Source organism: Pseudomonas sp. GL-R-19, assembly GCF_019956375.1.
GTDB lineage: Bacteria > Pseudomonadota > Gammaproteobacteria > Pseudomonadales > Pseudomonadaceae > Aquipseudomonas.
Map to the genome: position 1 here is coordinate 1 of NZ_JAHBDJ010000044.1, position 22,143 is coordinate 22,143.

A 22,143-nucleotide genomic window follows, 5' to 3' on the forward strand; every position below is an offset into this window, starting at 1 on the left:
CGCCAACCCCCTACATTCACCTCCAACGCCTCTCCCATCATCCCGACGGGAAGGTCACTGGAGTCTCCCTCATGCCTTTCGTAACCGTACGCATCACCCGCGATGGCGTTACCACTGAGCAGAAAGCTCAGGTGATTGCCGAAATCACTGAAACACTGGAACGCGTCCTCAATAAACGCCCTGACCTGACCCACATCGTGATCGAGGAAGTCGATACCGATAACTGGGGTTACGCCGGCATCACCACCACCCAGTACCGCAAGCAACTGGCTGAGGCAGAGGAGAAGTCATGACGTCCTCCGTCACCATCGATTTCATCTCCGATGTGGTGTGCCCCTGGTGCGCATTGGGGGCGACGGCGCTGGAGCAGGCGATCGAGAACGTGGCCGGGGAAGTCTCGGTCGAGCTGACCTACAAGCCGTTCGAGTTGAACCCGAACATGCCGGCCGAAGGTGAGCAAGCGGTTGAGCACCTGATGCGCAAGTACGGGAGAACCGCCGACGACATCGCCGCCGGCAAGGCCATGCAAATCGCACGCGGCGAGGCCATCGGCTTCAAGTTCGATCTGGAGAAGCGCACGCACTTCTACAACACCTTCGATGCGCACCGTTTGTTGCTGTGGGCGTTGCAGGAAGGCCGGCAAGTCGAGCTGAAGAGGGTGCTGCTCCGGGGCTATTTCAGCGAAGGCCAGAACCCGAGCGATCACCAGGCGCTGGTGCGTCTGGCGACTGAAGCGGGGCTGGATGGGGCAAGTGCACAAGAGGTGCTGGCGTCCGGCGCGTTCGCCGATGAGGTGCGAGAGCTTGAAGCGTACTACCGGCAGCACGGCATCAATTCGGTCCCTGCCATGGTGCTGAACGGTCGACACCTGGTGTCCGGCTCGCAATCGGTCGAGTACTACGAACAGATGTTGCGACAAATGGCGAACGCCCCGGCCGAAGCCTGATTACAGATTTTCTAACCCGTTCTTTATTGTCAGAGGTATTCATCATGAGCAGTTCGAAAAAAGTCATCGTAATCACCGGCGCATCCCAAGGTCTCGGCGACGGCATGGTCCAGGCCTTCCGTGAACTCGGCTACCGGATCGTCGCCACATCGCGCTCGATCAAACCGTCCACCGATCCGGACATTCACACCGTGGCCGGTGACATCGGCGAACCGGAAACCGCCCAGCGCGTCATCCGTGAAGCGATTTCCCGTTTCGGTCGCATCGACACCCTGGTCAACAACGCCGGGATCTTCATCGCCAAGCCGTTCACCGCGTACACCGCAGAAGACTACGCCAATGTGCTGTCGGTGAACCTCAATGGCTTCTTCTACATCACCCAACTCGCCGTCGCCGAGATGGAAAAGCAGGGCAGTGGCCACGTCGTCAACATCACCACCAGCCTGGTGGACCACGCCATCGACGGCGTGCCATCGGTACTGGCATCGCTGACCAAGGGCGGCCTCAACGCAGCAACCAAATCCCTGGCCATCGAATACGCCAAGCGCGGGATTCGGGTGAACGCCGTCAGCCCGGGCATCATCAAGACCCCGATGCACGGCGAAGAAACACACGCCGCACTGGGCAACCTGCACCCGGTTGGGCGCATGGGCGAGATCGATGATATTGCACAAGCGGTCGTGTATCTGGATGGCGCCAAGTTCGTTACCGGCGAAATCCTGCATGTGGATGGTGGTCAGAGCGCGGGACACTGAAAGCGCTTTTTTAAACACCGGAAACAACAAAGCCCCTGCATTTATGCAGGGGTTTTGTTTTGTATGGTGCGGCACCAAGAGTCGAATAATAAATTAACTATTTGATTTATATTGTTTTTATTAGTGATTATAGAACTTTCTATCCCTAAATCTATCCTAATCGACACTCGCATTTTATTAGGCTTTCCAGATCTTCAGCGGAGCGTATTGTTCAGTGGGAGTGTGGGGTGTAATGGTCGCAGATATCTGATTCATATAATGTTTTTTGGATGGGTTAAACTTAGTTGTGGTGCATTAAAAGTGCGGGCGTTATTTATAGATATTGATAGTGTTATAGAGTAAAGGTAAATATTAAAAGCTAAGCTGGGCCGGAAATAATGCCCTTTTGCCTGCTTGAACTATGTGTGTTTGTTAGTTGATCTCTGTGCTCGGCGGGCGTTCGCGGTCGGTACCATATATAAGGTTGTCGCTTAGTCTTGAGTTCTTTTGCGTGAATAATAATTTTTTTAGTTTTATCCCAGTCCCGGAAATCACATTAAAATATTTAAGGGCAATAATGTCATTTGGGAAAGCGCTTGTTGGTTTCATAATTATCGAATAAATATGGCAGTTGTAATGTTGTAATGTTGTATTTGGTCAGTCCTATTTTACAAGATGGAAAGTATAAGGTTAGTGTGTGATTGAGATGGGCTCTTGAGATTATCAGATTGTGTCGTTTGAACAGTATTTACAAGCGGTATTTCTACTCACAGCAAATGCACCAAAATCGAAGTTGCTCAAGTTGAACTCAACACGTTTATTGACTACCGCCAAAAATTGTAATGGTGCACCAAAAATAACTTTAATTGCCTCAGTTGCGGTAATCGATGCGGAAACACCACATACGGGACCTATACTTCCAATTTTACGAGATTTTCTATTTAGTTTTTTTACGCCGAATAGATCCGCAGCGTTTGTTGGAGTCAGCACTTGATCGAAACAGTGGAAGCAAGCGGTTAATCCTGGAATAACTACCTGTCCAATCAACGTTAAATGTAAATTATAACCGCCACCAATGATGTGTGGAGTTTTATTTTTTAAACAGAAGTCGGAAACTATCCTGGATGTTTTGTCAACGCTCGGAAAGTCTGCGCAATTTATAATTAAATTTTGGGTGTCAGGTAATGATCCTAAATCTTCGACAGATTCCATTTTTTTGCAGATGGCCTTTATTTCAATACCATATGAATGCCTGATGTTGTCGCGAGCTGTGGCAGCTTTAGGCTTTCCGATGTCAGCCTCAAAGAACAAATCTTGTCTATGGAGGTTAGATGCCTCGACGACGTCATCATCCATTACAGTAATATTCTGGACGCCAGCTTTTATCAAGCAATGCAAAACCCATGATCCTACAGCGCCAAGACCGATGATAAGTACACTTGTCTTCTCGCCTTGCGAGATGGCCTTTTTAACTTCCGATGTGGAATGAAAATAACTTTCTAAAGTATTGATCAGTCGAGGGCGTGAGTCTACGTCAGACTGAGAATACGGATCATTCACTTCAATTAGAACGTATTTCTCTTGAAGAAATAGGGCTAGTGCACATAACTCGTGAATCAAAATTTCTGGATACAAAGCACTGATTGAACTAATTGTCAGCGAGCCATCAAATCGGTGTAGTAATCCAACAATTTCAGGGTAACTCTGCTCGATTGAAAATCCGACCCTTAGATTACTATCAAAAAATTCAACAATCTGCCCAAGGTGTACAATTGCAATGCAACTTCTTAACCTAAATACTTTACTTTCTACAGACATCGCAACCTTCCTTAGCTGAAATTTCCACCCACTCCACTTCACTTTTTCCGATCATGAACTCTCCACGCTGAGATAGCCTAGATTTATATGCCTCACCGCCTGCAATATAGTTCAGCAGCTGTACACAAGCGTATGATGCAGAAAACAGAGACATACTGTAAGTTCCGCCGCTACCACCGATAACATGTGTTTTTGTGGGGTTGGTTTTATGTACTTTGTAAGATGGTTTCCAGTCAGCTAAGGCAACGCTGAAAAAATTGCTACAGCAATCAACACAGATAGACTCTCCAGGAATGAAAAAATCTCCTGTGCTCATGAGGTGAGCATCAAACCCACCGGCAACATAAAGAGGGATATTCTTAGCCCACAAATAGCGACCGAGTTTGACCGAAGTGTGACCTATATATGGTTCGTCGGCTGTGTTAATTACGACAGTGGCACTGTCCACCAAACTGGATAGGTCTGTTAAAGGTAGGAGTTTTTCCTGGATGCACTTGACGCTTACATCGGAGTTTATTTTTTCGATGTGACGCCTAAGTGCATGAACCTTCGGTTCTCCGATCTCATTAATTGAAAAATATGGATGCCGTTCGGAAGACTGTTGAGTGAGGGTCTTGTTATCTACAAGCGTAAAATTTGAAACTCCAGCTCTTGCGAGATTAATTACAATAGAAGCCCCAACTGCCCCCACACCAAAAACAACACAGTGGCTGTCAACGATTCGTTGATGAGCCTTATCAGCGGGTAACCCAAATATCCAATCAGACAAAAAATTTATCTGTCGTGAGTATCGCGAGTCAGGGGCTGTACTCAAAGGATGTTCTAATACACCGTTAACGATTAAATAGTCAAATATCGACTTTAGTTCGTCGAGGTCTAGTTCGAATCCAAAATCGGCTAAATGCTTCGAGAGGGGTTTTACTCCATCTAGGGCCGATAGTACTTCACTAAATGTAGGGTCAATCCGAATGGAAAGTTTTTGCCTAGTATTGATATGGTAAAACTGAATCGTGCAGACGTGAGGCTCACCTGTGGACATATATACATCCACACTGTCTTTTATTTTTAAGACAGGATCATATGTGAAAGCTTCCATTCTTCATCCTACCGAGAGGAATAGGTGCCAAATTCTTGGCACCGCTCCAAAATCAATATTGCAAAACACCGGCATTGGCTTCGAGATACTCATCCCAAGAATCTAAACTGCCGTCATCAGATCCAATATCTTGACGGGTGCAAACTCGAGTGCAGCAGTCGCTTCTACTTCCTGAACAAGTCGTAGTGTACTTGGTACCGGCTTCAGGATGTTCGCCTACTTCGGAAAACTTTAAACTAACCTTCATTTTGACCATTGCTAACTCCGTTTACGTTATGGACACAGAGCGAAAACGATACCATAATGGCATTCTCATGTCACTCACGACTTTCACGAACGGAGTTACTGATGCAGGGAAGATCAGAAGAAAATTTCTTCACAGTTGTTGGTGCCAAAACAAACAACCTAAAATGTCTAAATATTAGAATTAAGTTAAATTCATTGACCGCCATAACGGGGATAAGTGGTGGTGGGAAGTCTTCTCTGGCATACGGCACGCTGTTTTCAATCTGCAAACAGCAATTTAATCAGCTGGAGTTTGGGGCATATGATTATGCTACTTATAGCGTGGATTCATTTCACGGCTCATTGCCAGCGATAGCGCTAACGCAAAACAATTTTAACTCAAACCCAAAATCGACTATTTATTCCTACCTAGATATTCCTAGTTATCTCTACTCCATCCTTCCGAACGACGATACACTAATCGACCATTCATATCTTCGTTTAAATAAGCCAGGAAATGAATGTCCGCATTGCGAAGGAAGTAGAGAGTCACTATCGTTGTCCGAAAGTCTCATTGTTGATGAATTTAAACCTTTGGAAAAAAACCCTTTCAAATGTTGGTCTGGGGCAAATCTATCTAAGCATACAGCTCTGCTTCACGCTTTTTGTGAGGATGAAGGAATTGATCTGGAAAAATCGATCTCTGAGCTTTCAGTGCAGCAAAAAAATAAGGTCCTAAATGGCGAGTCAGCTAAGAAATTTAAAATAAGCTTTGCCTTTAGTGGGAAAAGGAGATCTAGAGAAGAACGTTATATAGGTCCAATAAAGAGCTTGGTGGAGTTCTCGCAGAGCGAAAAAGCATCACTATATGATGCTTTTAGGAAGTTTTCAAAACCATCTCCGTGCTCCCATTGTGACGCAACTGGCTTGAACTTAAGTTTCTATAAGAAAAGCAAAGTATCTGGAATTTCCCTTTTTGAATTTTTAAAGTCTCCAGTTTCTGAGGTGGTTACGCGGCTGAAACACTCAGGCAAAAGCCAACCCTCGGCATTAAAAGCATTAGTTACCCAGTTGGAAACACTCGTTGAACTTGGTTTGGGGTATCTTTCTTTGGTAAGACAGGTCCCCACCCTGTCTGGTGGAGAGTTACAAAAACTTAGGTTTGGTCAAATATGTAATACTTCAATTTCAGGGGTTATGTTTGTTTTGGACGAAATTTCGTCGCAAATATCTACAAATGCTCATGATCTTTTGATTGAGAAGATGAAAAAAATATGCGCTAACGGGAATACAATTGTAATGATTGAGCATAATCATTACTTTATCCAATCGGCAGACCAAGTAATTTGCATAGGTCCAGCGCCGGGAAATGAGGGTGGCTATATTGTACCTTATGTAGTTCCTGAGCATTCTGTACTTGAAAGAGATAAAGAGTATAAGCCCGCAGACTTTTTTCCTCTCCCCAAAGTCAGCAAGAATAACGTTTCAAATGTCCTGGCGTCTATTCCAAAAAATGCTATTACCGGAATATGCGGTGTTTCTGGTTCGGGTAAGTCATCTTATGCCGCCGCTATTAGTGAAGTATTTCCCGAAGCTCACTATGTTTCGCAAAAGCAAATGCGTGGAAACGTTAGGTCTACTATATCTACAGCTCTAGATTTGAGCGCAAGTATCGCGACTATTTACTCAAAAAACACTGATATGGCTAAGGAACTATTCCTGCCTCAACCAGGTAAGCTAGGTTGCTGTAATGTCTGCGGTGGAACAGGGGTCGTAGACTTTGCTAGGACTTTTGAGAAAACGATTAAGATAACCTGTTCTCTCTGTGAGGGTTCATTATTTTCAGAAGTTGTTGACCTTATTAAGGTGTTTAACATGAACGTGAAGGAGTTTTATGGTTCACCCCTTCACTCTCTACCTAATGATCTGGTTGTGCAAAGCAAAAAGCTCAGCGCTGTAGTAAAAATCGCTGAGGCTCTTGGGGTGTCCCACTTGAGTCTAAACCGGAAAATCGGAAGTTTGTCAGGGGGCGAATCTCGCCGTATTAAGTTGCTGCAAGCATTAATATCTCCAAGTAAAGACAAAGTACTGATAATAGATGAGCCTGGCGCTGGGCTGGATAGTGCTTCTGCAGTTAAAGCCATAACTCATATTGGAGATTGCGCTGCTTATTTTAAGGCTATTTTGGTGATAGACCATAAGCCTGAAATACTTGATCGATGCAATTATATTTTAGAGTTTGGCCCGGGCGCTGGGCCAGCGGGAGGGGAACTTGTATATTCTGGGTTGCCGTTCAGCAGGAGTAGAGCAGTATAAGGATTGATTTGTTAGCGTAAACCTGTGATAGATTGTTTGAAAGGTAAGCCTCTCAATTGTGAAACAATGGGAGGTTTGCGCGATTCGCCCTTGTTTTTGTTTATTCCCCGACTCTACATGAATGCTCTGTTCCCGAAGGTGCTCGCTGACTGTTTTGGGTCATTCCTTCCCTGCCTTTACTTTGTGTAGAGTAGTTAATGCAGCGTCCTCTATAAATGCCGACCTTCGCGAAGATTTTTTGAACTGCCAGGATTTGTCTAAGCGAATAGTGAGTAAATGCACGGTCAATAGATAGTAAAAACGCGTCGACTCAGTGCGCTGGTTGAGGTGCTGATTTAGAAACCAGTCAAGATGTTTTCGTTGCCAAGCCCATGGATTATCTCGGTACCAGCGATTAGAAATCGCCGCTTGAATGGCCTTTGCTTGACGTAGGTGACGCTCACGTGTGGCATGCGACCCGGTCAGAACTCCCGCCAAGAACAGTTCCATATCGAATGGCTTGTTGCTCATGTTGGAGCACCGATGTAGGCCGATACCACGTCGATACGGCCATGCCCCAGTTCATAGCTGATTTGGTCTCGGGCCTGCTGATCGAGGAGCTGGTTGAGTTGGTAGCAACGGCCACCGTTGATGGGCGAGGAATGATGGGTGATTTGCTCATAGCGTTCGCACGCATAGGCCGCGCGCAGTTCGTGGAAGCCTTTGAGGTTGTGCTGATGGAGGATCTCCCGTGCGGGGCGAACGATTCCCTGTTGGAAATCGAGGTAGCGTTCATTCGGTGCAAGCAGGTTGCGGCTACCATCTGGCGAGACTTGGAGGGCGAATGCCAGTGCGTCGTGGATGTGCTCATCCATCGTTATCCATCGAGGGGCTGAGGCTCCCGAGCGGCCCCCTTTGGTGCCATCCTGGATGTTGATTTTGCCGAATTTTTCGGCCTCACACCTAAGGCGCGGAAGATCGGCCAAAATGGTCTCGCGTAGGCGCATGCCGGTGGCTCGCGCTAACTGAACGATGGCCGCGGCACGCGGCATTTTTTGTTCGCAGAGCACCTCTACGATCCGCTTCACGTGTTCGCGGTCCTGGCCTTGCGGCACTGAGCGACGAACACTGGTGCGGCGCATTCCCAGTGCCTTGCTCGGACTCGGCACTTTCACATACTGATCACCGCGAAGCGCGGCCATGGTTCGGTTCACGCTGGACAATCGGTTTTGCGCAGTGGCGATGCAGATAGCGGCTTGTTCAACTTGCTGACGCAGATGTCCGGCATAGTCCAACAAGGTCTGCCGATCAATCTGCCGCGCATTGTTAAAGCCCGGCCCATCCTCCGAACGACACCAGCGCACGAACGCCTGCCACCGATCACTGTGAGCCTTTACCGTGCCGTAGTGTCCACCGCCGAACATTTCTTTCAATGCCTGCGGCCCGGCATAGCTTAGCTGCCGACCATAGCCAAAATTGCGCCCATCCCGTCTACCGACCAACGCCATGATCAAACTCCTCTCGAAGCCAAACCGTTTGAAGTCTTTCCCCACGTCATCCCGCCAGGAATGCTGAGTGTTATCAGGGATCAAGGCCCCTGCGACCTGTGAGGGTTGTCCACTTACGCGGGACTGACGGCTCCTTACGACCGGGAGCTTGGGCATCTCATGATCTGGCCTCTTGAACACCTCCGAAGAAGTGGGCGGGTAGAGGCTGCACTGGCTGACGAGACCGGTGCCGCGAGATCCTGAGTCGGGTTAAGGCAGTGAAGCGATGACCGGGGCATACCTGACTGTCAGCCAGGTGCAGTCCATTCCTTGGGCTGCGGCACCATCATTCGCATCGCTGTTGCTGGTGACTTCGGTATTTGTCACGCCGATTGTCACGAGGAGAGTTGCCGCAAAGCCATGTACGACATGGGCTGCAGCAGTGGTAGGAGCGCCCGTCTCTTTCTGGGAGAAAGAGACGGGCGCAGGTTGGCGCAATGACATGCCCAAGCGGATAGGTTGCTGCAGGGCAGCTATGAAAGAGGATGAGTTGCCGCAGTGGGCACACTGGTAAAAGTAGGCATCCATCACATCGCTGTGACCGTGCGAGCCGCCGGACGCTAATCGCACTTTGGGAGAACCACCACGGTGTGGCGTAGCCTTAAAGGTTCTGGCTACCTGGGTTGCTGTCGACGACAGCGCTTTGCCTGACCTTTTCTACGCCTGTGGATAATTCGGGTCAAGGCTCGAATTTTCGGGAGTTCTGCGGCTGTGGATGAAATTATCCACCGGTGGAAATCAGTGGTTCTCCATAGACAGTTGTGTGGGCTTTAGATTTTTTAAGTGAGGTCCATCCAAGCAGGGCGGCTTTGCAGCCCTGTTTGGATGGACCCGCGTGGACAAGCGGATCGCTGAGATATGAAGACCGAGCGCTTACTCAGTTGCGCCACGTTTTGCTTTTAGGCGAGTGACGTTCGCTCCTGTCTGGTTCGCGAATTCGTGCGGAGTGACATGCTCCTGCCGGTTGGCCTCCAGATACCGGCTCCACCAGTTCATGATCAGCCTGCGCTCCTCGATGAACTCTGCCTTGTGGATGTAAGCGGCGCGGACGTTGTTGCGCTCCTTGTGGCTCATCTGCCGTTCAATGGCTGTCTCCGACCACAATCCTGACTCGATCAGTGCGCTGCAGGCCATCGAACGAAATCCATGCCCGCAGATATCGGTTTTGGTGTCGTACCCCATCGTCCGAAGCGCGTTGTTCACGGTATTTTCGGACATGGGCTTCCAGGGTTTGGCATCCCCTGCGAAGACCAATGCGAATTTGCCTGTGAGTGCATGGATTTTTTCGAGTAGCGCCACTGCTTGCGGCGATAAGGGTACTAAATGGATATCCCCTGCCATCTTCGTACCCCTTGTGGAAAAGGGTACGCCTTCCAACGCGGGTCGAGTGTCCGGTATCTCCCAAGTGCCGCGCTTGAGGTCGAACTCGCTCCAGCGTGCGAAACGCAGCTCGCTGGAGCGTACAAACACATGCAGCGACAACATTACCGTCAGGCGGGTAAGTGCCCGGCCTTTATAGGTGTCGATCCGCTCCTGCAGTTCCGGCAGTCGCGATAAGGGTAGAGCGGGGCGATGGATCACCCGCGGGGCCTTGATCGAGCCTTCGAGGTCGTAAGCAGGGTTTATGGTGATAAGCCGGAGGCGCTTTGCCTCGCGCATGATGCTCTGCAGGTAGTTTTGTACCCTTAAAGCAACGTCTATCGTTCCGCGCTTCTTGATCGCTTCCAAGGGCTGCATAAGGTCATGGGTGTCGAGATCAACAATGGCGCGTGCGCCGATCAGCGGGAATACGTGGGTTTTGAGGCGGCTCATCACAGTCTTGGAGTGGCCTGGTGCCCACTTGGCCGACATTTCCGTATGCCAGTCGAGCGCAACGCTTTCAAAGGTTCTGCCTTTGATTACGGCTTCCGCCTTGGCTTGGTGCCTGTTCTCTATAGGATCAACGCCATCCGCCAGCATTCGCTTAACTTCCAAGCGCTTGCGGCGCGCATCGGCGAGGCCAATGACGGGGTAGTTGCCGAACGAGGTCAGTCCTTCGCGTCCGTCAGGTTTGACGTAACGGAGCCGCCAGCCTTTGCGGCCATTGGGCTGGACTAAGAGGTAGAGGCCATCGCCGTCGAAAAGCTTGTAGGCGCGGTCTGTAGGTTTTGCCAAGCGGCAAGCTGCGTCGGAGAGCGGAGCTGTGGTGCGCGACATAAGGGTACTCCCTTTTATCGAAGTGACCTGTATCCCAAACTCTACCCTTAAAACGGTTGGAATCCACCAGTTTCTGACGGAAACCGATGGAACCCAAAAACGAAAAAAACCCGCCAGAAGGCGGGTTTTTCGGGGGTTCCAGAGATTTTGAAAGCCTTCTCTGGAACCTTGTATGGTGCCGGCACCAGGAATCGAACCCGGGACCTACTGATTACAAGTCAGTTGCTCTACCATCTGAGCTATACCGGCGTGTCAGGGCGACGATTATAGCGATTGCTTGGCTTCTGTAAACCCCTGAATTCTGACTATTTTTGTTCGGCCTTCAGGTCAGGCGCGCAGCAGGGTTTTCTTGAGTTTCTGAATGGCTTGCCAGGTTCGGCTGTTTTGCATTGCGCGCAGCTGTGCTTCGGCCTGTTCGGCGCGTTGCAGGGCGGCGGCGAGTTGGTGTTCGGCGTCGCCGATGGGGTGGCTGAAGTTGTGGCCTTTGCAGAACTGGAATTCGTCCAGGTTGCACGGTGGGATGTCGAAGGCGGGTTTGAGGTTCAGGTGTTCTTCGGCGAGGTAGTAGGTGTTGATGCCGTCGAACAGGATGGATTGGTAGCCGGCGTCGGTGACGAGGCTTTCCCAGGTCTGGTCGCGCTCCCACGGGGTTTCGATGAGGATTACCCATGGTCGCCATTGGCTGAAGTCCATGCCGCGCAGGACGGTTTCTTCGTGGCCTTCGACATCGATTTTGAGGAAGTGAATGGCGCGGCCCCGGGCGTGTTCTTCGCAGATGGAGGTCAGGGTGCGGGACTTGATCGTTTGGCTGCGCACGTCCATGCCAGCGTCTTTGTGCATTTTGGCCATGGCCGGGTCGAGGGTCGAGAGGCCGGTGCCGGCGATGCCGTAGAAGGTCAGGTCGTCAGCGCTTTCCCCGGCCGCGCACTGCAGGTTGGTGTCTTTGGGGCGTTGCTGGCACAGGGCTTCGTAGTAGTTGGGCATCGGTTCGACGTTGATGCCGGTCCAGCCGTGGTCGTAGAACGCCTTGGTGACCGAGTCATGGGTGGGGTGGTTCGCCCCCACATCGATGTAGAAGCCGTTTTCGACAGTCTTGAGGGCGCGCCACAGGCGTATGTCTTCGAAATTCTGTGCATAAGAAATGAAAGTCACTGGCGCATCCTGTCGGAGGAATGTTCTTGTTCGTGGCCGCGCATGCTGGCGCCCTGGCGTTTGTGTATATCAAGAGAAGTGCAGCGGTGCAATTTCCCCTGTCAGCGGTCCGGGATTAGGCATTTATGTCGTTTTCATTAAATGCTTATGCACAATGCCATCGGCAGCGCACTGGGTTTAGGTCGAATTTGTGGATCCGTTCTCATTTGTTCGTAAATGCCTGTTTTTTCGATTTTTTGTGCTGGTGTACAAAAAATGAACAGTGTTGATTTTGCCCTGAAACAGGCGTGGATATTGGATCCGTGATAATTCCATCAACAGAGTTATCCACAGGGCGGATGGGTTTAAGCGCGTTCGGCCAGGAGCAGGAAATTACGCGGCGTGAGCGGGGCGTCGCAAAAGGTGCCGACGCGGACGCTGTAACCCAGTTCGGCGAGGAAAAGTGCCCGGTCAAGGACCAGCCAAAGTTCCAGCGGACGTCGGAACAGTCCGCGTAGTAGTTCAAGGTTGCGCACTTCGGCCAGACGCTGCCATCCGGCGGCCTCGAGGGCTGACCAATCTTGCGCGCCGATTGTGGAAAACTCTTTGAGTGACGCCAGGTGATGGCAGTAATCGGCGAAGGGTTTGTCCAGCCAGGCGCTGGGCAGGGAGGGGGTTGGCAGGTACTCGTCCATGCCGCGCAGTTGCCGTTGCAGCAGGTCGAAGCCCAGACGCCGGGCCATGGAGGCGTCGCGTTGACGTCGCACGCGGGCACCGGCGGTAACGGTTTCGCTCATGGGCAACGCGAGGTCGTCGAGGGAAAGCTGTAAGCCGGAGCCTTTGGCGGCCGAGGAAATCGGCGAGTATTGGGCAAGGCCGATCCGGTTGTAGCAGCACGGCGCAATGGCGATTTGTTTGCAGCCTGTTGCGCTGGCGAGTTGAATCAGTCGCACATGCAAATCACCGCAGGCGTGAAGCGCGACGGGCGTGTGATACGCACTCAGTAAAGAAGCTGCGTCTGCCGCGAGCACATCCTGTTCGATATGCAGTGCGTGCAGGTGATGACGTTGGCTGAGTGCCTGGCCGCTGGTGACCAGTGCCGGGTCGTATTCCAGGCATGTCAGTTGTTGCCCCGCTTGCAGCAGGCGGCGCCCCAGATGTCCCTTGCCCGAGCACCAGTCCAGCCAGTGTCGCGGTGCCTCGGAAAACTGCAATCGACTGGCGAAGGCTTCGATCTGTTGCCATTTGCGTCCCGGCACATCGACGTTCAACCGATGGCCGGCCGCTTCGAGTGTGCGTGCAGGCAATTCATCCACCGCACTCAAGGCAATGGACATCGTTGCCAGGCAAGCAAAGGGTTCCGGTGCATCCAGAAGGGCAGGTTGGTTGTGAGCGTTTTCCGCGTCTTCCAGCGTTCGCTCACGTAACCATGCGGCCAGCTCCGGGTAGGACGCTTCCCAGGGTAGCTGCAGATGAGTGAACGGGCGAGGTTTCCACAGACCCTGATGCGCTGTCAGAAAAGCATCCAGCGCGGTGAAACGGGCGAGCAGGGCCTCGCCCGTCAACACGCCGGTATCAACGCCCTTGGCAGGCATCGACGCGCAGCCAGCGCTCCAGCAGTTTGAAGCCGCGCACCAGCACATAGGCCATTACCAGGTAGAACATGCCGGCGGCGAAGAAGATTTCCACTGGCAGGTAGGTCCGGGCAATGATGGTGCGGGCCATGCCAGTCAGTTCCAGCAAGGTCACGGTGCTGGCCAGGGCGCTGGCCTTGAGCATCAGGATCACTTCGTTGCTGTAGGCCGGCAGGCCGATGCGCGCGGCACGCGGCAGGATGATGTAGAGCAGTGCTTTGGGTTTGGACATGCCCAGCGCCCGCGCCGCTTCGATCTCGCCCGGTGGAATGGCCTGGATGGCGCCGCGCAGGATCTCGGCGATGTAGGCCGCAGTGTGCAGGGTCATGGTCGCCGTGGCGCACCAGAACGGATCGCGCAGGTACGGCCACATCGAGCTGTTTCGAACCGCGTCGAACTGCGCCAGGCCGTAGTAGACCAAAAACAGCTGAACCAGCAACGGCGTACCACGGAAAAAGAAGATGTAGCCGTAGGGAAATGCCCGCACCCACCACAAGCGCGACGAGCGGGCGATGCCCAGTGGAATGGCCAGCAGCAAACCAGCGATCACGGCGATGGCCACCAGTTCCAGGGTCAGGGTCGCGCCCTGGGCCAGTCTCGGCAGCCACTTGATGATGACTTCCCAGTTCATTGGGTGCTCCTCGTGAAGCCGCGAGCGGCGCGTTTTTCCAGGAAGTGCATGCCGGTCATCGCCAGAACCGTCAGGCCCAGGTACATGAACGCGGCCACCATAAAGAAGGTGAACGGCTGTTTGGAGACGGTCACGCCGATTTGCGCATGACGCATGATTTCTTCCAGGCCGATCACCGACACCAGCGCGGTGTCTTTCATCAGGATCATGAACAGGTTGCCAAGGCCCGGCAGGGCGATGCGCCACATCTGCGGCATGATCAACCTGGTGAAGATGCGCCATTTCGACAGGCCCAAGGCCACGCCGGCTTCGCGATGGCCTTTGGGGATGGCGAGGATCGCGCCGCGAAACACTTCCGTGGCGTAGGCGCCGAAGCACAGGCCCAGCGCAATCACGCCGGCAGCGAAAGCGTTGAGTTCGAGGTCGGGATTGCCGAAGAACTCGCCCAGGGCACGCATCAGGTTGACCGTGCCGAAGTAGATCAACAGCACCCAGAGCAATTCAGGGATGCCGCGAACCAGGGTCGAATAAGTGCCGCCAAGCCATTGCAGCGGCTTGTACGGGGAAGTCTTGGCCAAGGCGCCGAGCAGACCGAGTACCAGCCCCAGGCACAGGGCCGAGAGTGCCAGTTTCACAGTCATCAGCGCGCCAGCGGCGAGCGCCGGGCCGAATCCGTAGAGGTCGATAATCATGGATTTCTTTTCAAATCGCGGCAGGCAAGGCCGAAAACCGGCGCCATCAGGCGCCGGTCAGGCAGGTCAGAATCAATAGATGCTGAACGGGAAGTACTTGTCGTTGATTTTCTTGTAGGTGCCGTCAGCGACGATTTCTTTCAGCGCGGCGTTCAGCTTCGCGCGGATCGGGTCGTTTTTACGAACTGCGATACCGATCTTGTCGCTTTCTTCCACCGGGTCGCCCTTGAACTCGTAGGCACGGCCAGCGTCGCTTTTCAGCCACTCGTAGTTGACGTACTTGTCGGCCAGGATGGCGTCCAGGCGGCCGGAAGTCAGGTCGAGATAGGCGTTTTCCTGGGTGTCGTAGAGTTTGACTTCAACGCCCGGCATGTTGTCTTCCATGAAGGTGCCTGCCAGGGTCGAACGCTGGGCGCCGATCACTTTGCCTTTCAAGGAGTCCTTGTCAGTTTTGAAGTCGATGTCTTTCTTGGCGACGAACTGCAGCTTGTTGGAGTAGTACGGGTCGGTGAAGTCCACCGCGCCCTTGCGCTCGTCGGTGATCGACATCGAGGAAATCAGGAAGTCGAACTTCTTGGCGTTCAGGGCCGGGATGATGCCGTCCCAGTCGGAGGTCACAACGGTGCACTCGACTTTCATCTTGGCGCACAGGGCGTCGCCGATTTCTTTGTCGAAGCCGACGACATTGCCACTGGCATCTTTATTGTTGAACGGCGGGTAAGCCGCTTCGATGCCCATCTTCAGGGTTTCGGCCATGGCACCGGCGCTGAACGCCAGGGTGGCGGCGGCAGCCAGGAAGACCTTTTTGTAGTTCTGCATGTGGGTAGCTCCGTTAGCGGTTGCTGGACATGAATTGTTTGCAGCGCGCCGAAAGCGGGTTTTCAAACACCTGCTGTGGCGATCCTTGCTCTTCTACCAGGCCCTGGTGGAGGAACACCACTTCACTGGAGACTTGACGTGCGAAGCCCATTTCGTGGGTCACGAGCAGCATGGTGCGGCCTTCTTCGGCCAGCGCGCGGATGACATTAAGTACTTCCTGGACCATTTCCGGGTCAAGCGCCGAGGTGGGCTCGTCGAACAGGATGACCTTGGGCTGCATGGCCAGGGTGCGGGCGATGGCCGCCCGTTGTTGCTGGCCACCGGACAGTTGCGCGGGATAGGCATGGCGTTTGTCGGCGATGCCAACCTTGGCCAGCAGGGCTTCGGCCACTTCGATGGCTTCGGCCTTGCTCTGGCCGAGCACGCGGCGCGGGGCTTCGATGATGTTGTCGAGCACGCTCATGTGCGGCCACAGGTTAAAGTTTTGAAACACAAAACCGATTTCGCTACGCAGGCGGTTGATCTGCTTGCCGTCGGCGGCCACCAGTTCGCCGTTCTTCGCGGCCTTGAGCTTGAGTTCTTCGCCGGCGACCAGGATCTGGCCCTGGTGCGGGTTCTCCAGCAGGTTGATGCATCGCAGGAACGTGGACTTGCCGGAGCCGGAGGAACCCAGGATCGAGATCACATCGCCGTCGCGGGCGGTCAGCGAGATGCCTTTGAGCACCTCCAGCGAACCGTAGCGTTTGTGCAAGTTGCGGATTTCAAGCGCGGGCGTGGCCTCAGCCATGTGCGTTCCTCATATATGTTGCGCTCCTGCTGTTGGCGGCCTTCCTGACGAGGCGGCCAACCTAGCATAGCGTTTCAATGGCAGCCAACAGCGCTACGGACGGTAAACGGCTGGTGTGTGGCAGGTTGTCGCATCGGCGCAGCAGACTGTCGCCCCATCAACAACCGAACAGCCGTTTGAACCTTGCCTGTCGATAAAAAGCGCGGTGGCTGCCGCAAAAAAAGGCGCGATGTTGCCAGCTTTGACAGGGTGTTGGAAGCGCTATCCGGCCAAATGCACTGCTTGCGCACTTTTAATGTGCACAGAGCCATTTTCAGGTGTGTTTCCGGTGCACTGATTCGCCACACAATGTGGGTCGCAGGGTAACGCTCTGGCGAAGTGCCATTAAATTCAATGGGTTGCGATGACTGTCCGGTCTGGTCGGAATCACCGGGTTAGAAGGATTTGAAATATTTTGGCGCAATTATTGCGTGCAGAATACAGAACGCCCTGTTGGCTTCTTTTTACGAGAAGGATCGCCGAACGGGATGCACGCATTCGCTTCTCCTTACAAAGGTAGTTTTAATGAGCAGTACCCAAAGCTCTAATGGCCTCGAACAGGGGCTTAAACCGCGCCACGTGACCATGCTGTCGATTGCCGGGGTTATCGGCGCCGGCCTGTTCGTTGGCTCGGGTCACGCCATCGCCGCTGCAGGTCCGGCTGTTCTGTTGGCTTACGCCGCCGCCGGTATGTTGGTGGTGCTGGTGATGCGCATGCTCGGCGAAATGGCCGTTGCCTCGCCGGACACTGGTTCGTTTTCGACTTACGCCGACCGTGCGATCGGTCACTGGGCCGGTTTCACCATCGGCTGGTTGTACTGGTGGTTCTGGGTGCTGGTGATTCCGCTGGAGGCCAACGCCGCCGCGACCATCCTGCATGCCTGGTTCCCGGGTGTGGACATCTGGGCCTTCGCCCTGGTCATCACGATGCTGTTGACCGTGACCAACCTGTTCAGTGTGAAGAACTACGGTGAATTCGAGTTCTGGTTCGCCCTGATCAAAGTGTTGGCCATCATCGGCTTCATCGTTCTGGGCCTCATGGCGATCTTCGGCTTCCTGCCGGGCAGCCAGGTCAGCGGCGTTTCGCACCTGTTCGACACCCAGGGCTTCCTGCCAAACGGCATGGGCGCGGTGCTGGGTGCGATCCTGACCACCATGTTCTCCTTCATGGGCACCGAAATCGTGACCATCGCGGCCGCGGAATCGAAAGATCCAGGCAAGCAAATCTCCAAGGCCACCAACTCGGTGATCTGGCGGATCGGCTTGTTCTACCTCGTGTCGATCTTCATCGTTGTGGCGCTGGTGCCATGGAACGACCCGATTCTGGCCAGCCTCGGTTCCTACCAGACCGTGCTTGAGCGCATGGGCATCCCGAACGCCAAGATCATCGTCGACATTGTGGTACTGGTTGCTGTAACCAGCTGTCTGAACTCGGCGCTCTACACCTCGTCGCGGATGCTGTTCTCCTTGGGCAAACGCGGTGATGCACCGGCCATGTCCACCCGCACCAACAAAAGTGGCACGCCATACTGGGCAGTGATGTTGTCCACCGGCGCTGCGTTCCTGGCAACATTCGCCAACTACGTAGCCCCGGCTGCCGTGTTCGAATTCCTGCTGGCAAGCTCCGGCGCCATCGCACTGCTGGTGTACCTGGTGATCGCGATTTCGCAACTGCGCATGCGTAAGCAGCGTATAGCGCGCGGGGAGAAAATCGCCTTCAGCATGTGGCTGTTCCCTGGCCTGACCTACGCGGTGATCGTATTCATCGTCGCGGCCCTGACCATCATGCTGTTCCAGGACGCCCATCGCGTGGAAATTCTTGCGACCGGCTTGCTCAGTGCTCTGGTGGTAGCTGCCGGCTTGCTGGTGGCTCGCCGTCGCAAACTGGAACAGCGTGGCGCGGTGGTGCTGAACTGATCCATACCGCGTAATGCAAAAACGGCCGCTGTCAGTGATGACGAGCGGCCGTTTTTGTTTCTGTCGATTGTTCTGTGTTCAGTCGACATGAACCCAGTCTTCTACGCGTAACCCCGGAACCGCTCTAATCAGCAGATTGCTCAAGATCGGCCATGAAGTCTTTAGTGACGTTGTCGCCGTCGAACCAGCTGTCCCATGTTTCACAAGCGGGAGTGACGATGAGTGCCCTTCCAATGGCGACGATATCGACACGATTTACGTCGCCGGGCATTGCAACGGCTTTGGACAGAGGGGCTTCCTGACTTCGATTGCTCATGAAGAGGGTGATTTTTTTCATTCGAGCCTCCTGCGCTTCACGCCGAAGTTTTATACGCCTTTTTCTTCGGGTGCTTCCAGCGACTCGCGGTAGACATCCAGCGCAGCGCCGAAGTCAGTAATGAACTGCGGCTCGCTCAGCCATGCCTGGGCGGCGTCGCGGTCCATGCCGTCGGCCCACATGCGGTAGTCGATCAGCATGTCGGCGGCCAGGTGGGTGGCGGCCATGCCTTCGTCGTCGGCGTTTTCCATGTCCAGCAGTTCTGGATGGTCGATGATGATAAAGGCGAGGTTCGTCAGCAACACCGAGAGCATTTCGCCGCGGCTGACGGCTTCCGCGTCGCGCATTTTGCTGAACATCGCCAGGGTGTATTCCGGGATCGGCTCGGCGAGGTGGCCAAGGTCATCGTCCAGCGCGGCGGGTTTGCGGCCGTGGATATTGATTTGCTTGGCTTTGGCTTTTGCACGCTTGGCGCGATTCTGTTGCTTGTTCAGGGAGGCCATGGGAACTCAGTTCGGTTTCTGTTGGGTTTGCGCGGCAATGGCGTCGGACGCCGCCACGTAGTCAGCCTGGAAGGCCGGTGATTCGATCCACGCCAGGGCGCCAGCCTCGTCGGTTTCAGCGGACCATTGGCGATATTCGATCAGAGCAGCGAGGATGAAGTCTGTCGCTGTTTCCTCACCTTCCTGCTCCAGTACCAGTGCGATAAGCGGATGTTCCAGAAAGGCCGCGCACATGGCCTGCTGGCTGATCTTTTGTGCGTCGATCATCTCTTTGAACATGTCGGTCAGGTCCACCGATTCGAAGTCGATGCGATCATCGTTCGGGTCCAGTTCCACCGGCGCGGCAGCCCGCTGGGTGCGGTTCTGCTTGGCCTTGGCCTTGGCGCGGGTGGCGCGTTTTTGCTGCTTGTTGGCGGAGGCCATGGGCATCGTTCCGTATTCGTTGAAAGGGCAATTGACTTAGCTGCGCGGTACTCGCCGCCCCGGGGAATCGGGGGCCAGTTCGCCGTTTTGCAGCCAGGTCAATGCAATGGGCCATAGTGTGGCTTGGTATGCGCTGCGAAAAAAGGCGAAATGTCCGACTTCTTCTTCGCCGATGTCTTCAGGGTGGATACGCAAGTGGGAGTTTGTGCTGCCGGTGAAGTAGCTGAGCAGGCGTTCGATGGCCGGAATCGTGCCGTAGGGATCGTCACTGATGCTGATGGCCAGGGTTTGCGCGGTGACGCCGGCAAAGGGTAGCTGTCCGGTGGTTTTGCTGATTGCGCGGCCGCTGGAGCGTTTCTCGAAACGGGCGGTGGAGAGGCTCCAGTCACGGACCACGCCGGCGGGTGTGTCTTCCAGCCATCCAAGGCGTTTGCCCGGAAAGTAGCCGTAGATCATCGTTACCAATGGCATCAGCACATGCCACTTGCCGAACATGCGCCAGCGATGGGCCGGCGCATAGTCGCGCCAGTAGGCGAATTGTGCACCGACCGTCACCAGGCGCCGGATCAGGTGCCCGGACGCCCCCAGGCCCGCTGCACAGCCGCCAAAGCTGTGGCCGACCACATCGATGGGCTGCCTTGGGAACTCGCGCTGTGCGCGCTTGAGCATCGCCTCGAAATCCAGCGCTCCCCAATCGGTCCACGAGGCTTGAAACCCCTTGAGCGATGCCGGCCGCGACTCGCCGATGCCGCGGTAGTCATAGGCGATGACATCGAAACCGTGGGCGAACAGGTAGTCGGCGAAGCGCGAGTAGTGGCGGCAACGGACCGAAGTGGCGGCATTGATGATCACGACCGGACGAGTGGCGTCCCGAGAAGGGTGTCGCCAGGTGAAGCCACCGAGGATGAAACCGTCCGAGGCGGTTTCCTTGAACGGTTTGCCGGGGGTGGTATCCGGCAGCGGCAACTCGATGGAAGTGGGGGCCAGTGGAGGCGTGTCCTGCAAATTCATCGGCGTCAGTCCTTTGCGGGTAGCTGCCAACGATAGTCTTGATGCCGCTGATGAACAATCCATTCACCTCAACGCAGTGGTTGATCGAGCAGTCGTTCTTCAAGTGCCGCCCGTTGCCGATCCAGCTCGTTACGCAGTTCTTCTTCACTCGGCAAGACAAGCTTGTACTTGCTGGCGAGCAGTTGCTCGTTTGCGTCCTGCACTGAGTAACGCACCACGGATTCATCCTTTTGCGCACAGAGCATGATGCCGACGGTGGGGCTGTCTTGCGCGCTGCGTATGAGGTCGTCGTATATGCACACGTACATGTCCATCTGCCCCACATCCTGATGGGTCAGTTCACCGCGCTTGATATCGACGATGACGAAGCACTTGAGCAGGTAGTTGTAGAACACCAGATCGATGTAGAAGTCTTTGCTGTCGGTACCGATGCGTTGCTGGCGGGCAATGAACGCGAAGCCCTTTCCCAGCTCCAGCAAGAAGCCGAGCAGTTGTTCGATCAGTGCTTGTTCGATCTCGCTTTCCTGAAGCATGCCGGCACTGGGTAAACCAAGAAACTCCAGTACCACCGGATCACGGATGAAATCACGAGGGCTGGCCTTCATGTTTTGAATGTGGGTGGCGGCCTCCTGCTTGACGCTGCCGCGATCGCGGCTCGCCAGCAGGCGTTCGTAATACAACGTATTGATCTGGCGCTCCAGGGCGCGGCTTGACCAGTTTTGGGTGACTGATTCGTTCATGTACCAGAGGCGGGCGCTGTCGTTGTCGACCCGAAGCAGGTGGCGGTAGTGGGTCCAGCTCAATTCGGAACGCACTGCGTTCCAAATTGGAAAAGTTTGATAAAAATCCCGCATGTAACGCAGATTGCGTTCGTCAAAGCCTTTGCCGAAGTCGGCACTGAGCACTTTCGCCAAAGTGGCCAGCAAGCGCTTTCCATATCTCGCCCGCCGAGCCCCTTCCTGCTCGAACTCGACAATATGTCGCCCGATCTGCCAACAGGTCTGCACTTGAACGGTATCGACCGCCCGAAGCACCTTCTGACGTGCCTGATGGATCAATTTGCCAAGGTTGCCAAGCAGTGATGCCAGATGTGGGTCGTGAGTGTCGTTGGGTGTGAGGGCCGTCATGAGGTCTTCCGCAGCAGGTTGAACAGCGAAAGAGCATGACAAATGAGCACCCTTCGAAGATGCCGGGAGTTACCGAGAAACAGGCAGGAAATACCGGCTTCTGCGGCGGGACGGGTCTGAATCCGGGTGAGGGTTGAGGAGCAAGTGGCGTAGTACGTTTCGTACTCAGGCCAAATCAATCCAGGGCCCCCTCCCTCCGACTGGAAATCCAAAGGATGTAACGATTGAGAGTCTGGCGACGTGGAGTGGGTGCATC

22 protein-coding genes and 1 tRNA gene are annotated in these 22,143 nt (G+C 54.1%); 5 read left to right on the forward strand and 18 right to left on the reverse strand.

Annotated features, from left to right (window positions below):
- The first annotated feature begins 71 nt into the window (after positions 1-71).
- The 3 genes from KGA83_RS20845 to KGA83_RS20855 are packed head-to-tail and all read left to right on the forward strand — an operon-like array spanning position 72 to position 1,701.
- Positions 72-293 carry a tautomerase family protein gene (locus KGA83_RS20845; protein WP_218429617.1) on the forward strand — a complete coding sequence of 74 codons (222 nt, stop codon included), beginning with the start codon at positions 72-74 and terminating at the stop codon, positions 291-293.
- Entirely contained in the window at positions 290-946 is a 657-nt protein-coding gene (locus KGA83_RS20850; protein ID WP_115948291.1) for a DsbA family oxidoreductase, read from the forward strand. The genes KGA83_RS20845 and KGA83_RS20850 overlap by 4 nt, the downstream gene beginning before the upstream one ends.
- Before the next feature lie 44 nt (positions 947-990).
- Positions 991-1,701 carry an SDR family NAD(P)-dependent oxidoreductase gene (locus tag KGA83_RS20855; RefSeq protein WP_223530741.1) on the forward strand — a complete coding sequence of 237 codons (711 nt, stop codon included), beginning with the start codon at positions 991-993 and terminating at the stop codon, positions 1,699-1,701.
- Positions 1,702-2,403: 702 nt separating this feature from the next.
- Here the strand turns inward: KGA83_RS20855 and KGA83_RS20860 are convergent.
- From KGA83_RS20860 to KGA83_RS20870, 3 genes are read right to left on the reverse strand one after another with little or no spacing between them, the layout of a single operon-like run.
- The gene (locus tag KGA83_RS20860; RefSeq protein ID WP_223530743.1) at positions 2,404-3,498 is read right to left on the reverse strand and encodes a ThiF family adenylyltransferase; all 1,095 of its coding nucleotides are present in this window, start codon (positions 3,496-3,498) and stop codon (positions 2,404-2,406) included.
- On the reverse strand, positions 3,482-4,594 hold the full coding sequence (locus KGA83_RS20865) for a ThiF family adenylyltransferase (RefSeq protein WP_223530745.1): 1,113 nt from the start codon (positions 4,592-4,594) through the stop codon (positions 3,482-3,484). The genes KGA83_RS20860 and KGA83_RS20865 overlap by 17 nt, the downstream gene beginning before the upstream one ends.
- A 52-nt stretch (positions 4,595-4,646) precedes the next feature.
- On the reverse strand, positions 4,647-4,850 hold the full coding sequence (locus KGA83_RS20870; RefSeq protein ID WP_223530747.1) for a hypothetical protein: 204 nt from the start codon (positions 4,848-4,850) through the stop codon (positions 4,647-4,649).
- 92 nt (positions 4,851-4,942) lie between these two features.
- Between KGA83_RS20870 and KGA83_RS20875 the strand changes: the two genes are divergently transcribed.
- Positions 4,943-7,135, forward strand: a complete 2,193-nt coding sequence (locus KGA83_RS20875) for an ATP-binding cassette domain-containing protein (protein ID WP_223530749.1) — start codon at positions 4,943-4,945, stop codon at positions 7,133-7,135.
- Between the two features lie 159 nt (positions 7,136-7,294).
- Here KGA83_RS20875 and KGA83_RS20880 read toward each other — a convergent pair whose 3' ends face one another.
- The 10 genes from KGA83_RS20880 to KGA83_RS20925 form a co-directional block, all read right to left on the reverse strand.
- Positions 7,295-7,645: a hypothetical protein gene (locus KGA83_RS20880; protein ID WP_223530751.1), complete on the reverse strand. Its 351-nt coding sequence runs from the start codon at positions 7,643-7,645 to the stop codon at positions 7,295-7,297.
- Entirely contained in the window at positions 7,642-8,622 is a 981-nt protein-coding gene (locus tag KGA83_RS20885) for an integrase domain-containing protein (protein WP_223530753.1), read from the reverse strand. The genes KGA83_RS20880 and KGA83_RS20885 overlap by 4 nt, the downstream gene beginning before the upstream one ends.
- A 912-nt stretch (positions 8,623-9,534) precedes the next feature.
- Positions 9,535-10,857 (reverse strand): tyrosine-type recombinase/integrase, encoded by a 1,323-nt coding sequence (locus tag KGA83_RS20890; RefSeq protein WP_223530755.1) that lies wholly within the window; start codon positions 10,855-10,857, stop codon positions 9,535-9,537.
- Positions 10,858-11,030: 173 nt separating this feature from the next.
- Positions 11,031-11,106 (reverse strand) — tRNA-Thr (locus KGA83_RS20895).
- A 78-nt stretch (positions 11,107-11,184) separates the two neighbouring features.
- Positions 11,185-12,009: an FkbM family methyltransferase gene (locus KGA83_RS20900; RefSeq protein WP_115947419.1), complete on the reverse strand. Its 825-nt coding sequence runs from the start codon at positions 12,007-12,009 to the stop codon at positions 11,185-11,187.
- Positions 12,010-12,353: 344 nt separating this feature from the next.
- On the reverse strand, positions 12,354-13,583 hold the full coding sequence (locus KGA83_RS20905; RefSeq protein WP_223530757.1) for a methyltransferase: 1,230 nt from the start codon (positions 13,581-13,583) through the stop codon (positions 12,354-12,356).
- A complete protein-coding gene (locus KGA83_RS20910) occupies positions 13,564-14,253 on the reverse strand; it encodes an ABC transporter permease (protein ID WP_108216169.1) in 690 nt (229 codons plus the stop codon). The genes KGA83_RS20905 and KGA83_RS20910 overlap by 20 nt, the downstream gene beginning before the upstream one ends.
- Positions 14,250-14,945: an ABC transporter permease gene (locus KGA83_RS20915; RefSeq protein ID WP_223530759.1), complete on the reverse strand. Its 696-nt coding sequence runs from the start codon at positions 14,943-14,945 to the stop codon at positions 14,250-14,252. Before KGA83_RS20915 ends, KGA83_RS20910 begins: the two co-directional genes overlap by 4 nt.
- A 72-nt stretch (positions 14,946-15,017) precedes the next feature.
- Entirely contained in the window at positions 15,018-15,764 is a 747-nt protein-coding gene (locus tag KGA83_RS20920; RefSeq protein WP_108216171.1) for an ABC transporter substrate-binding protein, read from the reverse strand.
- 13 nt (positions 15,765-15,777) lie between these two features.
- The gene (locus tag KGA83_RS20925; RefSeq protein WP_007972784.1) at positions 15,778-16,551 is read right to left on the reverse strand and encodes an ABC transporter ATP-binding protein; all 774 of its coding nucleotides are present in this window, start codon (positions 16,549-16,551) and stop codon (positions 15,778-15,780) included.
- A 564-nt stretch (positions 16,552-17,115) separates the two neighbouring features.
- Here KGA83_RS20925 and gabP point away from each other — a divergent pair.
- Positions 17,116-18,507, forward strand: coding sequence for a GABA permease (gabP, locus tag KGA83_RS20930; protein ID WP_115947416.1), 1,392 nt, complete (start codon positions 17,116-17,118; stop codon positions 18,505-18,507).
- Between the two features lie 124 nt (positions 18,508-18,631).
- On the opposite strand, the gene vapB is transcribed toward gabP, so the two are convergent.
- The 5 genes from vapB to KGA83_RS20955 form a co-directional block, all read right to left on the reverse strand.
- Positions 18,632-18,844 carry a type II toxin-antitoxin system VapB family antitoxin gene (gene vapB / locus KGA83_RS20935; RefSeq protein WP_223530761.1) on the reverse strand — a complete coding sequence of 71 codons (213 nt, stop codon included), beginning with the start codon at positions 18,842-18,844 and terminating at the stop codon, positions 18,632-18,634.
- Between the two features lie 29 nt (positions 18,845-18,873).
- Entirely contained in the window at positions 18,874-19,326 is a 453-nt protein-coding gene (locus KGA83_RS20940) for a hypothetical protein (protein WP_223530763.1), read from the reverse strand.
- A 6-nt stretch (positions 19,327-19,332) separates the two neighbouring features.
- Entirely contained in the window at positions 19,333-19,749 is a 417-nt protein-coding gene (locus KGA83_RS20945; RefSeq protein ID WP_056725823.1) for a hypothetical protein, read from the reverse strand.
- A 36-nt stretch (positions 19,750-19,785) separates the two neighbouring features.
- Entirely contained in the window at positions 19,786-20,760 is a 975-nt protein-coding gene (locus KGA83_RS20950) for an alpha/beta fold hydrolase (protein ID WP_223530765.1), read from the reverse strand.
- Positions 20,761-20,828: 68 nt separating this feature from the next.
- Positions 20,829-21,887: a YhcG family protein gene (locus tag KGA83_RS20955; protein WP_223530767.1), complete on the reverse strand. Its 1,059-nt coding sequence runs from the start codon at positions 21,885-21,887 to the stop codon at positions 20,829-20,831.
- Between the last annotated feature and the right edge of the window lie 256 nt (positions 21,888-22,143).

Coding starts and splice junctions, on each gene's coding strand:
- KGA83_RS20940 (WP_223530763.1), bottom strand. CDS start 19,326: ATGGCCTCCCTGAACAAGCAACAGAATCGCGCCAAGCGTGCAAAAGCC.
- KGA83_RS20915 (WP_223530759.1), bottom strand. CDS start 14,945: ATGATTATCGACCTCTACGGATTCGGCCCGGCGCTCGCCGCTGGCGCG.
- KGA83_RS20885 (WP_223530753.1), bottom strand. CDS start 8,622: ATGGCGTTGGTCGGTAGACGGGATGGGCGCAATTTTGGCTATGGTCGG.
- KGA83_RS20845 (WP_218429617.1), top strand. CDS start 72: ATGCCTTTCGTAACCGTACGCATCACCCGCGATGGCGTTACCACTGAG.
- KGA83_RS20855 (WP_223530741.1), top strand. CDS start 991: ATGAGCAGTTCGAAAAAAGTCATCGTAATCACCGGCGCATCCCAAGGT.
- KGA83_RS20955 (WP_223530767.1), bottom strand. CDS start 21,887: ATGACGGCCCTCACACCCAACGACACTCACGACCCACATCTGGCATCA.
- KGA83_RS20870 (WP_223530747.1), bottom strand. CDS start 4,850: ATGGTCAAAATGAAGGTTAGTTTAAAGTTTTCCGAAGTAGGCGAACAT.
- KGA83_RS20950 (WP_223530765.1), bottom strand. CDS start 20,760: ATGAATTTGCAGGACACGCCTCCACTGGCCCCCACTTCCATCGAGTTG.
- KGA83_RS20890 (WP_223530755.1), bottom strand. CDS start 10,857: ATGTCGCGCACCACAGCTCCGCTCTCCGACGCAGCTTGCCGCTTGGCA.
- gabP (WP_115947416.1), top strand. CDS start 17,116: ATGAGCAGTACCCAAAGCTCTAATGGCCTCGAACAGGGGCTTAAACCG.
- KGA83_RS20850 (WP_115948291.1), top strand. CDS start 290: ATGACGTCCTCCGTCACCATCGATTTCATCTCCGATGTGGTGTGCCCC.
- KGA83_RS20920 (WP_108216171.1), bottom strand. CDS start 15,764: ATGCAGAACTACAAAAAGGTCTTCCTGGCTGCCGCCGCCACCCTGGCG.
- KGA83_RS20860 (WP_223530743.1), bottom strand. CDS start 3,498: ATGTCTGTAGAAAGTAAAGTATTTAGGTTAAGAAGTTGCATTGCAATT.
- KGA83_RS20880 (WP_223530751.1), bottom strand. CDS start 7,645: ATGAGCAACAAGCCATTCGATATGGAACTGTTCTTGGCGGGAGTTCTG.
- KGA83_RS20875 (WP_223530749.1), top strand. CDS start 4,943: ATGCAGGGAAGATCAGAAGAAAATTTCTTCACAGTTGTTGGTGCCAAA.
- KGA83_RS20945 (WP_056725823.1), bottom strand. CDS start 19,749: ATGGCCTCCGCCAACAAGCAGCAAAAACGCGCCACCCGCGCCAAGGCC.
- KGA83_RS20925 (WP_007972784.1), bottom strand. CDS start 16,551: ATGGCTGAGGCCACGCCCGCGCTTGAAATCCGCAACTTGCACAAACGC.
- KGA83_RS20910 (WP_108216169.1), bottom strand. CDS start 14,253: ATGAACTGGGAAGTCATCATCAAGTGGCTGCCGAGACTGGCCCAGGGC.
- vapB (WP_223530761.1), bottom strand. CDS start 18,844: ATGAAAAAAATCACCCTCTTCATGAGCAATCGAAGTCAGGAAGCCCCT.
- KGA83_RS20905 (WP_223530757.1), bottom strand. CDS start 13,583: ATGCCTGCCAAGGGCGTTGATACCGGCGTGTTGACGGGCGAGGCCCTG.
- KGA83_RS20865 (WP_223530745.1), bottom strand. CDS start 4,594: ATGGAAGCTTTCACATATGATCCTGTCTTAAAAATAAAAGACAGTGTG.